Annotated in this window: 12 protein-coding genes and 1 pseudogene; 10 read left to right on the top strand and 3 right to left on the bottom strand. The window is 44.5% G+C overall.

What is annotated here, in order from left to right; all coding sequences use genetic code 11:
- Window positions 1-3 precede the first annotated feature (3 nt).
- Window positions 4-1,362, bottom strand: a complete 1,359-nt coding sequence (gene trhP, locus J5O05_RS06905) for a prephenate-dependent tRNA uridine(34) hydroxylase TrhP (protein ID WP_208844157.1) — start codon at window positions 1,360-1,362, stop codon at window positions 4-6.
- A 347-nt stretch (window positions 1,363-1,709) separates the two neighbouring features.
- Between trhP and ndk the strand changes: the two genes are divergently transcribed.
- The 10 genes and pseudogenes from ndk to J5O05_RS06855 all read left to right on the top strand — a co-directional run bounded on the left by ndk (window position 1,710) and on the right by J5O05_RS06855 (window position 12,509).
- Window positions 1,710-2,141: a nucleoside-diphosphate kinase gene (gene ndk, locus J5O05_RS06900; RefSeq protein ID WP_208844156.1), complete on the top strand. Its 432-nt coding sequence runs from the start codon at window positions 1,710-1,712 to the stop codon at window positions 2,139-2,141.
- A gap of 226 nt (window positions 2,142-2,367) precedes the next feature.
- Window positions 2,368-3,501 carry a dual-specificity RNA methyltransferase RlmN gene (rlmN, locus tag J5O05_RS06895; RefSeq protein ID WP_208844155.1) on the top strand — a complete coding sequence of 378 codons (1,134 nt, stop codon included), beginning with the start codon at window positions 2,368-2,370 and terminating at the stop codon, window positions 3,499-3,501.
- 144 nt (window positions 3,502-3,645) lie between these two features.
- Entirely contained in the window at window positions 3,646-5,112 is a 1,467-nt protein-coding gene (gene pilW, locus J5O05_RS06890; RefSeq protein WP_244369888.1) for a type IV pilus biogenesis/stability protein PilW, read from the top strand.
- Window positions 5,113-5,137: 25 nt separating this feature from the next.
- A complete protein-coding gene (locus tag J5O05_RS06885; protein WP_208844154.1) occupies window positions 5,138-5,992 on the top strand; it encodes a RodZ domain-containing protein in 855 nt (284 codons plus the stop codon).
- A 5-nt stretch (window positions 5,993-5,997) separates the two neighbouring features.
- Entirely contained in the window at window positions 5,998-7,101 is a 1,104-nt protein-coding gene (gene ispG, locus J5O05_RS06880) for a flavodoxin-dependent (E)-4-hydroxy-3-methylbut-2-enyl-diphosphate synthase (protein WP_208844486.1), read from the top strand.
- A 142-nt stretch (window positions 7,102-7,243) separates the two neighbouring features.
- Window positions 7,244-8,522: pseudogene (hisS, locus tag J5O05_RS06875) on the top strand (histidine--tRNA ligase).
- 9 nt (window positions 8,523-8,531) lie between these two features.
- Entirely contained in the window at window positions 8,532-9,146 is a 615-nt protein-coding gene (locus J5O05_RS06870) for a YfgM family protein (protein WP_208844153.1), read from the top strand.
- Window positions 9,147-9,155: 9 nt separating this feature from the next.
- Window positions 9,156-10,331, top strand: coding sequence for an outer membrane protein assembly factor BamB (gene bamB / locus J5O05_RS06865; protein ID WP_208844152.1), 1,176 nt, complete (start codon window positions 9,156-9,158; stop codon window positions 10,329-10,331).
- 73 nt (window positions 10,332-10,404) lie between these two features.
- On the top strand, window positions 10,405-11,871 hold the full coding sequence (gene der / locus J5O05_RS06860) for a ribosome biogenesis GTPase Der (protein WP_208844151.1): 1,467 nt from the start codon (window positions 10,405-10,407) through the stop codon (window positions 11,869-11,871).
- Window positions 11,872-12,116: 245 nt separating this feature from the next.
- Window positions 12,117-12,509, top strand: a complete 393-nt coding sequence (locus J5O05_RS06855; RefSeq protein WP_208844150.1) for a VOC family protein — start codon at window positions 12,117-12,119, stop codon at window positions 12,507-12,509.
- Between the two features lie 40 nt (window positions 12,510-12,549).
- Here J5O05_RS06855 and J5O05_RS06850 read toward each other — a convergent pair whose 3' ends face one another.
- Together J5O05_RS06850 and J5O05_RS06845 are read right to left on the bottom strand one after the other, a co-directional pair.
- On the bottom strand, window positions 12,550-12,900 hold the full coding sequence (locus J5O05_RS06850) for a DUF2750 domain-containing protein (protein ID WP_208844149.1): 351 nt from the start codon (window positions 12,898-12,900) through the stop codon (window positions 12,550-12,552).
- A gap of 11 nt (window positions 12,901-12,911) precedes the next feature.
- On the bottom strand, window positions 12,912-13,493 hold the full coding sequence (locus J5O05_RS06845) for a glutathione S-transferase family protein (protein WP_208844148.1): 582 nt from the start codon (window positions 13,491-13,493) through the stop codon (window positions 12,912-12,914).
- Window positions 13,494-13,670: the final 177 nt, after the last annotated feature.

Genomic DNA, 13,670 nt, shown 5'->3' with positions numbered 1-13,670 from the left:
TTATTAGCCCTTCTTAAACGGGTTACGAGTGTCCTCATGATCGTTTAAGTTACGCATCAAAATAGCGTGTGACAAGTCAATATCTTCAGGCAATGGTATTTTCACAATGTGGCCAGAGCCTTTTGCATCGTCAATTTTTTCGCCTTTACGGTTTTCCATGTGCTCAAGGTTAAAATGAATGTTGCCTTGCGGAGTCATCAATTCAAGTCGGTGACCAGTACAGAACTTATTTTTGACGTCAATTTCGACTAATCCATTACTTGTACGACCCAGCACTTCACCAACAAATTGCTGCTGGTCCGAGACAGAGTGGCCATAGTCGTAGTTTTGATATTCTTGGTGTACGTGACGTTTTAAAAAGCCTTCAGTGTAACCACGGTGAGCAAGGTTCTCTAGCGTACTCATTAAGCTGGCATCAAATGGGCGACCTGCAACGGCATCGTCAATCGCGCGGCGGTAGACTTGAGCTGTGCGTGCTACGTAATAGAATGATTTAGTACGGCCTTCAATTTTTAGGCTGTGTACACCCATTTTAGTTAGTTGATCAACGTATTGAACTGCACGTAAATCTTTGGAGTTCATGATATACGTACCATGCTCGTCTTCGAATGCAGGCATATATTCGCCCGGACGACCTTGTTCTTCTAGTAAGAAAATTTCGTCAGTTGGTTTACCTTCGCCAAGCGTTGGGATGATTTGTTTTGGGTCAAATTTATGGACAACATCACCCGTGGCTGTTTCAACGGCCGGCTTTGCATCGTAGCTCCAACGACATGCATTTGTACATGTGCCTTGGTTTGGATCGCGCTTATTGATGTAACCAGACAGCAAGCAACGCCCTGAATACGCCATGCAAAGTGCGCCATGAACAAACACTTCGAGTTCGGTCTGTGGACATAGTTCGCGAATTTCTGCGATTTCTTCAAGTGACAATTCGCGTGACAAAATAACACGCTCAATTCCTTGTTTAGCCCAGAAGTTCACCGTGGCAAAGTTAACCGCGTTTGCTTGCACTGAAAGGTGAATTGGCATCTCTGGCCATTTTTCACGTACCAACATAATCAAACCAGGATCCGACATGATTAGCGCATCAGGTTTCATTTCAATGACAGGTTCAATATCGCGCATGTACGTCTTTACTTTCGCGTTATGTGGCGCAATGTTTGAGACTACGTATAATTTTTTGTTTTGCGCATGCGCCTCGTTAATACCTAATGCGAGGTTATCAAGATCAAATTCGTTGTTACGAACACGTAGACTATAACGCGGTTGGCCCGCATAAACGGCATCGGCTCCGTAGGCGAACGCGTAGCGCATGTTCTTTAAACTACCTGCCGGTGATAATAATTCTGGTGTAAACATGAGAACCTCATACATTGAACTGAGTACAAGTCAGCTGCTGGGGTAAGTAATAAGTAATAAGTAATAGGCATTAATTTAATCTATGCCACATTCTGAAAGCGGCGTATTATACAGAAATGCGAAAATAATTACATTACTTTTAGTGTGGTTATTATTTTCAATCGGTCGCAATGAGTTCACCACTTAAGGAATCGCTCCGTCTTCGTATTTCTGTAAAACAATCCACGTAAATTGGTTTTGTTGCGCAAAAAATGTGCGCAAAAGTTAAAACGAGCCTAGGTTTTTCACACTAAAGCGCGTATAATCCGCGGCCGTTAACATTCACTAAGCTAATTTTGGAGCAAAAGATGGCTTTAGAGCGTACTTTTTCTATCGTTAAGCCTGATGCGGTTGCTAAGAACCACATCGGTGCTATTTACAGCCGTTTCGAAGCAGCAGGTCTTAAGATCGTAGCTTCTAAAATGGTTCACCTTTCACAAGAGAAAGCAGAAGGTTTCTACGCAGAACACAAAGAGCGTCCTTTCTTTGGCGCACTAGTGTCTTTCATGACTTCTGGTCCAGTAATGGTTCAAGTTCTTGAAGGTGAAGATGCAGTTCGTAAGAACCGTGAAATCATGGGCGCAACGAACCCAGCTCAAGCAGCTGCTGGTACTTTACGTCACGACTTCGCTGACAGCATCGACGAAAACGCAGTACACGGTTCAGACGCTCCAGAGTCTGCAGCACGTGAAATCGCGTACTTCTTCGCTGACGAAGAAATCTGTCCACGTACTCGTTAATCTCGAGTCTGGCCAAGAAAAAGGGGCTTTCGAGTCCTTTTTTCGTCCCTAAGCTCACTCGCAAAATTGCTTTCCCACCGTTTGATTAAAGCCATTTTGCAAGTTAGCTAAACTGGTTTTGTTTGGTTGATTTTTGTACAATTATCATCTGAAGTGTATTTGTCATGCCAATGCAATCATAGCGCAGACACAAACACGTTGTTGTTACCGTCACAGAGGTTGTTCCATGGACACTAATGTTAAGAAAATTAATCTACTTGATCTCAACCGCGAGGGAATGCGTGAATTATTTTCGTCATTTGGCGAAAAGCCGTTCCGTGCGGATCAGGTGATGAAGTGGATTTATCACTTTGGTGTCGACAACTTTGACGATATGAGCAACCTTAACAAAAAGCTACGTGCGACATTGATTGAAAAATGCGAAATCAAGGCACCGGAAATCGCGGTTAAGCAAGTTGCATCAGATGGTACGATTAAATACGCACTACGCCTTGAAGGTGGTCAAGAAGTTGAGAGTGTTTGGATCCCAGAAAAAGACCGCGCAACGCTGTGTGTGTCTTCGCAGGTTGGGTGTGCGCTTGAATGTACGTTCTGCTCAACAGCGCAACAGGGTTTTAACCGTAACCTAAAAGTGTCTGAAATCATTGGCCAAGTATGGCGCGTTGCGACCGACATCGGTTTGTATAACGACAGCACACGTCGTCCTATTACGAACGTGGTAATGATGGGCATGGGTGAGCCGCTTCTGAATCTCAACAACGTTGTTCCAGCGATGGAACTGATGATGGACGATTGGGCATTTGGCCTATCAAAACGTCGTGTAACGCTGAGTACGTCAGGTGTTGTTCCTGCACTAGATTTACTTAAAGAGAAAATTGACGTTGCGCTTGCAATTTCATTGCACGCGCCAAACAACCCGCTTCGTGATGAAATTGTGCCAATCAACAAAAAGTACCCAATTGAAGAATTCTTGGCTGCATGTCGCCGTTATATCGATGGCTCTAAAGCGAACAAAGATGTGACTATTGAATACGTAATGTTGCAAGGCATTAACGACTCAACCGATCACGCTCATGAATTGGTTCAAGTATTGAAAGGCACACCGTCGAAAATCAACTTGATCCCGTTTAATCCGTTCCCAGGAAGTGATTATCAGCGTTCAAGTAACAGTCGTATTGACCGCTTTTCGAAGGTCTTACAAGAAGCTGGTCTTACCTGTATCGTTCGCCGTACACGTGGCGATGACATTGATGCTGCCTGCGGTCAGTTGGTCGGAGATGTTAAAGACCGTACGAAGCGCTTATTGAAGAAAAAGCAGCTTGATGACAACGCGATTGATGTCTCAATCAACGCGGGCTAAATCAAAAATGGGGGTAGGTCGTCAGGCTTTACCCCCTTTGTTTTAACGAATTTTGAAAAATCCCATTCAATTTTCGAAAAATAGATGAATCACAAAGGCTTTTCGGTAATATAAAGGCAATAACGGATTGAGATGCAAAACGTAATGCGAAAAGTACTTGTCTTACCCTTCACGATGTTTGCACTAAGCGGATGCGTAACGCAAACCACTTACGTTGGTAGCGAACAACCTGTCGTTGAAAATAAAATTGATAACATCGAAGCGGCGAAAACGCGTGTTTCTTTAGCGTTACAATACCTTACTACCGGCAACACCACACAAGCGAAGTTTAATTTAGAGCGAGCTTTAAATCTTGCACCGTCGTTACCTGAAGTGCATTACTCCCTTGCTTATTACTATCAAAACGTCGGTGAAAATGCGATGGCCAAAAACGCCTATATCAAGGCGCTTGAAATTGAGCCGAACGACCCGAATACCTTAAATAACTATGGTGCATTTTTGTGTGGTATCGGTGAATACGGTGCAGCAAATGAACAGTTTTTAAAAGCGATAGCCATTCCAAGCTATTTGCGTGTTGCGCAAAGTTATGAAAATTTGGCCTTGTGTTCGATTAAAGACAATAAATTTGATGCGGCTGAACAACACCTTCGCAGTGCCATAAATCACAATGGTCAGCGCCAATCTTCACTGTTGTTGCTGGCTTCGCTTCTGTATGCAAAAAGTGATTTGCACCAAGCGCAGCAAGTTTTAAAACTGTTTGAGGACAAGGGCTTCATCTCTGCGGAAAGTTTGTTTATTCACTACTTGGTTGATACGCGTATGGGACGTATCGAACAAGCTCAAACACAAAGCAAAACATTATTGCAAACCTATCCAACCTCTCAACAAGCCGGATGGGTAAGAGACAACACGATTGCTCAAAGTGATGTAGAGCAACTTCGAGAGCAATACCGCCAAGCACAATTGGACGCGTTAACGCATGATGGTAATGAGCGTTTTGTAAAACAGCCAACGATAAAAATAACGCGAAAAATTGCCTCAAGTCAGGCCGAAAACAAGGGGCAATTCAGAGTTGATTCAGCGCCCAAACAGAAAATAAGTAAACCTGAAAGTACAGCGAGCAGCGTGTCCATTAGAACGGCTCAAAAACCTCGTACAGAAGCGCGTACTGAAACAGAAGCGCACCCAGTGCAGTTTTATGAACCGGATCCAAATGACATCGTGTTTAGTGAGGAAGGTTCGCAACCACAGGTTAGTTTTGTCGAGTCTTCGTCAGTTTCTAGTACGAGCGAAAATACGTTGTTGAACCCTGATATTCAGTTACCTAAAGTGCCATTTCATGAACTGCAAATTGGTGAAAATCTGTTTAGTGTTTCGGTTAAATACAACATTAAACTTGCTATGTTATTACAATGGAATGACCTTAAAGAATCGGCTCGTTTGTCGATTGGCAGCAAAGTCTATTTAAACAACCCTCGTGTTACTGCACCGATCGAAGCCGGTGACTCGTTACTGGATGTGGCGAATCGCTATCAGGTTATGGTCGATGAATTGATGCGTTGGAATAAATTAACACCGGACGTGACCCTAAAGAGGGGTACTCCTTATTAGTCGTGGATCCAAGTACCTACAAGCTATGAGCGAAGAAGAAAATACACAACCGCAAAACACTCTCGGACAAACCCTAGCGCAGGCGCGTGCAAGCCGAAATATAAGCGTCGACTTTATTGCGACTCAGCTTAAAATTACGCCACAACAAATCGAACGCATTGAAGCGGATGATTACCTGACACTCGGACCGGAAACCTTTGTCCGTGGCTATATCAAGGCATATTGCCGGATTGTGGAGCTAAACCAAGACGAAGTCTTTGCGCTTTATGTGGGCCATCCAGTACCTGAAAAGTCTCGTCGAATGAAAAGCTTTTCGCGCCGTACAGAAAAAGAGGCAAACGACAGTCGTCTAATGTGGGTAAGCTACGCCATTTTGGCCTTGGTGATAGGATCGTCTATTTTTTGGTGGTGGCAGACAACCTCGTCATCGGAAATAACGCCGCCAAATAACACTGCACAAACCATTGAATTGACGCAAGCCGAGAGCAATGACAGTGCACCTGAACTTGAAAAACTCGCAGATAAACTTGAAAACGTCGAGGTTGAAACGGCAGAAAGTGCGCCGATTGTGGAACCACCAGTATCCGATTTAAGCGCAGATAAAGCGGAAAACAACTCGAAAGCGAGTGATGGTTTGAGTACAATTGTGATGAATTTCCGTGAAGAAAGCTGGGTTGAAATTTTTGATGCTACGTCTGAGCGCATAGCGTTTGGTGTCAAAAAGGCGGGTTATCGAATGACGGTTGCGGGTAAAGCACCATTTTCAGTGGTGCTAGTCAAACATCACGCGGTGGATGTGACGCTCGATGGTCAGCCAGTTGATTTGTCGCACTTGCAAAAGAATCGCTTAGCTAAATTTAAATTACCGTTAACTGAGTAATCGTGATGTTTTCAGAATCTCCTATCATACGTAGAAAGTCGACACGCATTTATGTGGGCAATGTACCCATTGGTGATGGTGCACCAATCGCTGTTCAGTCGATGACGAATACCAACACGATGGATGTTGATGCAACCGTCGCGCAAATCCGTGCAATTCAGATGGCTGGCGCTGATTTAGTTCGTGTGTCCGTGCCGACAATGGACGCAGCTGAAGCGTTTCGTAGCATTAAAGAACAAGTCGATATTCCGGTCGTTGCGGATATTCACTTTGATTACCGTATCGCGCTAAAAGTAGCAGATTATGGCGCGGATTGTTTACGCATCAATCCTGGTAACATCGGTAGTGAAGATCGAATTCGTGCGGTGATTGATGCGGCAAAAACGCACAGTATTCCGATTCGAATTGGTGTCAATGGCGGCTCTCTCGAGCGAGATCTACAAGAAAAATATGGCGAGCCGACACCTGAGGCGTTACTCGAGTCTGCAATGCGTCATGTCGACATCTTACGTCGCTATGATTTTGACCAGTTTAAAGTTTCTGTGAAAGCATCAGATGTGTTTCTTGCCGTAGGTGCGTACCGTTTGCTTGCTAAAGAAATCGAGCAGCCACTTCACCTAGGGATTACGGAAGCCGGTGGATTTCGTGCTGGTTCTGTAAAATCCGCAGTTGGTCTCGGTATGTTGCTGGCTGAAGGAATAGGGGATACGCTCCGAATTTCATTAGCTGCCGATCCTGTTCAAGAAGTGAAAGTGGGTTATGACATCTTAAAGTCTCTGCGCATTCGCTCTCGAGGCATTAACTTCATCGCTTGCCCTAGTTGTTCAAGACAAGAGTTTGATGTGGTTAATACCATGAATCAACTTGAAGAACGATTAGAAGACATTATTGATCCTATTACGGTTTCGGTCATTGGTTGCGTGGTGAACGGTCCCGGTGAAGCTTTAGTGAGCGATATAGGGCTTGCGGGAGCAAATCGTAAGTCGGGTTTATACATCAATGGTGAACGTCAAAAAACACGCATTGACAATGATGATGTCGTTGATCAACTTGAAGCGCAGATCCGCGGATATTTACAAAGCAAAATCGATGTAAAGGTGGTAGAATAACCACCTTTTTCGTTTAAAGATCGTTTACGTTTTAGCCGAGCTAGTTATAATAGCGAGCTATTTATTTTCTATATTCTGGGACAGCTCCCTCTCCTGTGGCTTTGAAGCGCACAGTGCATTGATTAAAGGTTAGGATTTTTTCGTGGCAAAACAAATTCAGGCAATTCGTGGCATGAACGATTGTCTGCCAGGCGATACGCAAATTTGGCAGAAAGTTGAAGGCATCTTACGTGAGACCGTTGCGTCTTACGGATATCAAGAAATTCGTTTCCCAATCGTAGAGTCAACGGACTTATTTAAGCGTTCAATTGGTGAAGTGACCGACATTGTTGAGAAAGAAATGTACACGTTTGCCGATCGCAATGGTGACAGTCTGACGCTTCGCCCTGAAGGTACAGCTGTCTGTGTACGTGCGGGCAATGAAAATGGCTTGCTATACAACCAAGAACAACGTCTTTGGTACATGGGACCGATGTTTCGCCATGAACGCCCACAAAAAGGTCGCTACCGTCAGTTCCATCAGTTTGGATTGGAAGCGTTTGGCGTAGCAACAGCGGATATTGATGCAGAAGTTATTTTGCTTACAGCACGTTTGTGGAAAGCTTTTGGGATTAGTGATTACGTTCGCCTTGAATTAAATTCATTGGGTTCAAACGAAGCTCGTGCGAATTACCGTGATGCATTGGTCGCTTTCCTTGAACAGCACATTGATGTATTGGATGAAGATGCAAAGCGTCGTATGTATTCAAATCCATTGCGCGTTCTAGACACTAAAAATGCGGACATTCAAGCGGTGTTAGTGGATGCGCCAAAGCTGTCTGAGCATCTCGATGAAGAATCTCGCGAACATTTTGCAAATTTATGTGAACGTTTAGACGCAGCAGGCATCCAATACCAGGTTAACGAAAAGCTAGTTCGTGGTTTGGACTACTATAATCGCACTGTTTTTGAATGGGTTACCGATAGTTTAGGAGCCTCAAGGTACGGTGTGTGCGGGTGGTCGTTACGATGGTCTCGTTGAGCAACTGGGCGGTAAAGCCACGCCAGCGGTTGGTTTTGCGATGGGGATGGAGCGTTTAGTTCTACTTCTTCAAGCATTAGACTGTGTTGGTGAACTTCGACGTGATGTTGATGTTTTTGTCGCAGCAATGGGTGATAAAGCTAGTATTGCCGCGCCAGTGATAGCAGAAGAACTGCGTACGTCAGTGGCTGGTCTTCGCGTAATGGTTCACGCGGGCGGTGGCAACTTTAAGAAACAATTTAAGCGTGCAGATAAAAGCGGTGCACTCGTCGCTCTGATTTTTGGGGAAGATGAGTTGGCACAAGGTGTGGTTACAGTTAAGTATCTGCGCGAAGAAAAAGAACAAGTTACGCTTTCTATAAACGAAGTTAAAACACTTCTAGCGGACTTGATTGCATAAGAGGTAAGCATGGAAATTTATTCAACAGAAGAACAACAAGCCGAAGCAATAAAACGATTTTTCCGTGAAAATGGTGTTTCACTTGCACTGGGTATTGTCTTAGGTCTTGGCGGCCTTTATGGCTGGAAAGCCTATAATGCGCATCAAATCGATGTGGCAGACAAAGCATCAAATGCGTTCAACACGTTTGTTGAATCTGAAGACGCTTTGGCAAAGAGCGATGCGTTCATTGCGGATAACTCAGGCTCAAATTACGCGGTATTAGCTGCATTTGTCGCGGCGAAAGAAGCCGTTGAACAAAAACAACTGGACAAAGCCGCTGAGAAATTAACGTGGGCAGCTGAAAATGTGAAAAATGAAGAGCTCAAAGCAACAGCATTACTTCGCTTAGCTCGAGTTCAAGCGGCCCTTGGTCAAGCAGATGTTGCTTTTGCAACGCTTGAGCAAAAAATGCCAGAAGGTTTCGCGGCTCAAGTAGCAGAAATCAAAGGTGATATTAAACTGTCTTTGGGTGATGAAGCCGCGGCGCGCGCAGCATACCAACAAGCGGTTGATAAAGGTGGTTTGGACAATAACCCAACCCTACAAACGAAGTTAGACAATCTCGCTCAAGCTGCAAACTAAGGAGTGAGAATGAAGAAGTTCAGTCTAGCTGTACTTGCGCTCTGTGGCTCTGCTTTATTGGCGGGTTGTACATCGAAAGATGAAGAAGAATTGGTGTTACCTGAAATTAATAACCAGTTTAAAACGCAAGTCGTTTGGCAAGAAAGTGTCGGCAATGGCGTAGAGCATTATTTCTCGCGTTTAACGCCTGCCGTTTATAAAGACACCGTTTATGCTGCCTCTCGCGATGGTATTGTTTCCGCATTCGCATTAGCGGATGGTAAGCGTTTATGGCGCACTGATGTGCGTGAAAACAGTTCAATTTGGCCATGGCAAGGCGGTGAAGGTGCAAAATTGTCAGGTGGCATTTTGCAGGCGTTTGGAAAGCTTTACATCGGCTCTGAACACGGTTCGGTTATCGCGCTTGATAGAGAAACGGGTGAAGTGTTATGGCGTAAATCGGTGCCGGGCGAAGCGCTGTCTACACCAGCCGCAGGCGAAGGTCTTATCTATGTCAATCTAGGTTCAGGTAAGTTACTTGCTTTACACCCAGATACGGGTGAAGAACGTTGGACGTATGAACAAGAGATGCCAGCATTAACCTTGCGCGGCCTCAGCTCACCAAACGTTGCGGCGGGCGGTGTGTTGGTTGGTGAGGAAACGGGACGTCTATCTGTATTGATTGCAAATTCAGGTTTCGCAGCATGGAGCGCGGATGTTGCAGTGGCAAAAGGCGCTTCAGAATTTGAACGTCTTGTTGATGTTGACACAAAACCACTGGTTAGTGGCGCATATGTTTACTCAATAGCCTATAATGGCAACTTAGCGGCACTGGACTTACGTACCGGCAACGTGGTTTGGAAACGTGAGTACAGCAGCTACCGTGAAATGACCATCGAAGGTCAAACGATTTACCTTGTTGATAGTGACGGTGTGGTTTATGCACTCGACAAAGATTCTGGTATTGAACGTTGGAGTCAATCAGCGCTGCGCGGTTGGTATTTAACTGGACCAGGTGTTTTGGGTGACTATTTAGCATTGGGTGACCAAGAAGGTAATCTACATTGGTTGAATCGAACAACGGGTGAACTCGTTGCTCGAGCAGAATTTGATGGTTCAGGCTTCTATGTTGAACCGATTCAAGCGGACGATAAATTAATCGTTATCACCCGCGATGGCGAGATTAGCGCAATCGCCAAGCCTTAATCCGGAATAATCCGAATGGTTTTTTGAGGCTTCGCATTGCGAAGCCTTTTGTTGTTTATTGAAGGGGTTGTATATGCTTCCTGTGATCGCTCTGGTAGGGCGACCTAATGTTGGTAAGTCTACACTGTTTAACCGATTAACTCGTACTCGCGACGCGTTAGTTGCCGATTTTCCTGGTTTAACTCGTGACCGTAAATATGGTCATGCGAGTTACGAAGGATATGAGTTTATCGTTGTTGATACTGGCGGTATCGATGGTTCTGAAGAAGGCATCGAGACGGAAATGGCTCAACAATCGCTGTTAGCGATTGAAGAGGCTGATATCGTTTTGTTCTTGGTCGACGCGAGAGCGGGTCTTACGAGCGCGGATATTGGTATTGCCCAGCACCTTCGTAAACAGCAAAAGAAAAGCTTTGTTGTCGCTAACAAGACGGACGGAATCGATGCTGATTCTGCTGCGGCTGAGTTCTACCAACTGGCTTTAGGCGATGTGCATCACATTGCTGCTGCACATGGCCGAGGTGTGACTCAGCTACTTGAGCATACACTGCGCCCTGTGCTTGGTGATTTGAACGAAGAAATTGCGGAAGAAGAAGCCGAGCACGACAACGAATTTGAAGCGTACGACGAAGAACACGTTGAAGGCGAAGAAGAAGAGGAAGCGGAAGATAAGCCAATTAAACTGGCCATTATCGGTCGCCCTAACGTAGGTAAGTCTACGCTTACAAACCGTATTCTTGGCGAAGAGCGTGTTATTGTTTACGATATGCCGGGCACCACGCGTGACTCTATTTACATTCCAATGACACGTAACGATCGTGAGTACATTTTGATTGATACGGCAGGTGTTCGTAAACGTAAGAAAGTCTCAGACGTAGTTGAGAAGTTCTCGGTAATCAAAACGTTGCAAGCGATTGAAGACGCAAACGTTATTTTGTTGGTTATTGATGCACGTGAAGGGATCTCAGATCAAGACTTAAGTTTACTTGGTTTTGCTCTGAATTCAGGTCGTTCATTGGTTATTGCCGTTAATAAGTGGGACGGGCTTGATGAATACGTTAAAGAGCGTATTAAATCTGAGCTTGACCGTCGTTTAGGCTTTATTGACTTTGCACGTATTCACTTTATTTCAGCGTTACATGGTACGGGTGTCGGCCATTTATTTGAGTCGGTAGAAGAGGCTTACGATTCTGCAACGCGTCGTGTGTCGACTGCAATGTTACGTCGTATTATGGATATGGCTCAGGCGGACCATCAGCCGCCAATGATCCGCGGCCGTCGTGTTAAATTAAAATACGCGCATGCGGGTGGATATAACCCACCTCGGATTGTTATCCACGGTAACCAAGTGGATGACTTACCTGATAGCTATAAGCGTTACTTGATGAACTACTATCGTAAAGCGCTTAATATCATGGGGACGCCAATTAAAATCGAATTCCGTGAAGGGGATAACCCGTACGCAAATCGCAGCAACAAAATGACGCTTTCACAAAAGCGTAAGTTGCGCCGCTTTATGTCGGAAAATCGTAACAAGTAGTTAGTTGCGCACGCAAACTTAAAACCCCTCGAAGCACAAGCTTCGAGGGGTTTTTGCTTTTAGAGCGGAATTTTTATTTGGCATATTTTAGTGATAATGAAAGCCATCCTTTATTTTGGGACCGCTCAAGCATACTTTTTTGATTTGAAATGGCCGCGATTGGACACACCGAGTAGCGCACAATTTGACTTACTTCTATTCCATACTTCAATATAAAAAGAATATATATGAAAAAGAGAGAGTCTATGTCGCAAGTCATCAAAATGGTGATTTATGTGGAGGATGTCCCTGAGGTCTTAGATTTTTATTATCAGGCGTTTGGACTGACTACAGCGCATTTAAGTGAAATGGGCGATTATGGCGAATTAGATACCGGTGAGATTGTCGTCGGCTTTGCGACGCATCCATTGGCTCAATCGCAATTTAAGCAGAATTACATTCGGAGCCACCCAAAACAACCAGCATTAGGGTATGAATTAGTCATTTCCTGTACGAATGTGTTTGAAGCGTATGATAAAGCAGTGGAAGCGGGAGCTGAGCCTTATTGTCCCCCGAGTATTCGAGGAAGTGATTGTAAGGGATACGTGCGCGCAATCGAAGGGACGCTTATCGCGCTGGTGAGTATAACCGAGCAGTAGTAAGGCAAAGCAACGCTTCGCCTTACTATGACATAGAGACTTAGTCTTCTAGCGCGCGTGCAAGGCCAGTAGGTTCGATTTCAACACACACGTTATCATCGTTCCAGTTCAAGCCAAGTAATGCACTGTCTGCATTCAACTCTTCAATCCACTCGTCAAGCAGTTCGTCCAATGGAATAGCCACAGGTTCGAATTCTGCCCACTCTTCATTGCACTGTGCTTTTGCTTTTTCTTCACTATCCCAAAGTAACAACACATCTGTGTCATCAAATTGGTTTGAGTCACACACGACAAGTCCTTCATCGTCCGCACCTAAAGCCCATACTTGACTTTGTTGGCGAACTGCAGTTACGAAGTTTACGAGTTCTGAATCGAGTTCTAATTCATTCATTTTGTTTCTCTTTAATGGTTACGTGGATCGCTTTGTGCTACATCATCTTGCGTTGAAAACACCGAATAAAAATGTTGCAAATTCGGGTGTTCATCAAGTGTCCACAATGCGCGAAATGCAATCCAATCCAACAAGCAGTATAAACTGATTGCCAAATAACTGCAGTTAATAAATGAGGATTTCTCACACTCCTCATCCAGTAAAGTTAATAGTGATGACACTCGTTCACGCTGCAAATTAAAAAACAGTTTGTCGTCTTTCGTATCAAAACCTGAGCGGTCACAGAGCAGCAATTCAACACAGGAATCGTTACATGCATTAATGTAGGTCAACACATTCTCTTGTTGCCACGTTAACGCGGAGAGTTGAAACTTTTGTGACACGTAGCGAAAAATGACATTGGAATCACAGATTACCGTCGCGCCGTCGACGAGAAATGGAATTTTTTTCGCCGGGTTATGTTCATTTAAAATTGCACGGCCTTCAGTAGAGAAAATATCAATGTGTTGATAAGTAAAAGGCAAATGTTCTCGCGCTAACCAAAGTCTCAATCTGCGGGCGAACGGTGACGTGTTTGAGCCGTAAAGTATCATGATGCAGTCCTTGTATAGTTGTCGCTGGTGTTTGATGAGTGAATAGACAATATCTAATCTTAAGCACTTTTATACCGTGATTAGAACCGCTTGCCAATGCTCCAATGATAGCAATTTAAAAGGTCTGCAATGAGCGTGCAGGTATAAGAGCCATGCAATTATCTGCTTAAGATAGTT

Source organism: Pseudoalteromonas xiamenensis, assembly GCF_017638925.1.
Lineage (GTDB): Bacteria > Pseudomonadota > Gammaproteobacteria > Enterobacterales > Alteromonadaceae > Pseudoalteromonas > Pseudoalteromonas xiamenensis.
Note: the sequence above shows the minus strand (reverse complement) of the source record. Positions and strands in the feature narration are given on the sequence as shown.

What these genes read in the sequence shown, in the direction of transcription:
- trhP (WP_208844157.1), bottom strand. Translation starts at nt 1,362, where the DNA reads ATGTTTACACCAGAATTATTATCACCGGCAGGTAGTTTAAAGAACATG.
- ndk (WP_208844156.1), top strand. Translation starts at nt 1,710, where the DNA reads ATGGCTTTAGAGCGTACTTTTTCTATCGTTAAGCCTGATGCGGTTGCT.
- rlmN (WP_208844155.1), top strand. Translation starts at nt 2,368, where the DNA reads ATGGACACTAATGTTAAGAAAATTAATCTACTTGATCTCAACCGCGAG.
- pilW (WP_244369888.1), top strand. Translation starts at nt 3,646, where the DNA reads ATGCGAAAAGTACTTGTCTTACCCTTCACGATGTTTGCACTAAGCGGA.
- bamB (WP_208844152.1), top strand. Translation starts at nt 9,156, where the DNA reads ATGAAGAAGTTCAGTCTAGCTGTACTTGCGCTCTGTGGCTCTGCTTTA.
- J5O05_RS06850 (WP_208844149.1), bottom strand. Translation starts at nt 12,900, where the DNA reads ATGAATGAATTAGAACTCGATTCAGAACTCGTAAACTTCGTAACTGCA.
- J5O05_RS06845 (WP_208844148.1), bottom strand. Translation starts at nt 13,493, where the DNA reads ATGATACTTTACGGCTCAAACACGTCACCGTTCGCCCGCAGATTGAGA.
- der (WP_208844151.1), top strand. Translation starts at nt 10,405, where the DNA reads ATGCTTCCTGTGATCGCTCTGGTAGGGCGACCTAATGTTGGTAAGTCT.
- ispG (WP_208844486.1), top strand. Translation starts at nt 5,998, where the DNA reads ATGTTTTCAGAATCTCCTATCATACGTAGAAAGTCGACACGCATTTAT.
- J5O05_RS06855 (WP_208844150.1), top strand. Translation starts at nt 12,117, where the DNA reads ATGTCGCAAGTCATCAAAATGGTGATTTATGTGGAGGATGTCCCTGAG.
- J5O05_RS06885 (WP_208844154.1), top strand. Translation starts at nt 5,138, where the DNA reads ATGAGCGAAGAAGAAAATACACAACCGCAAAACACTCTCGGACAAACC.
- J5O05_RS06870 (WP_208844153.1), top strand. Translation starts at nt 8,532, where the DNA reads ATGGAAATTTATTCAACAGAAGAACAACAAGCCGAAGCAATAAAACGA.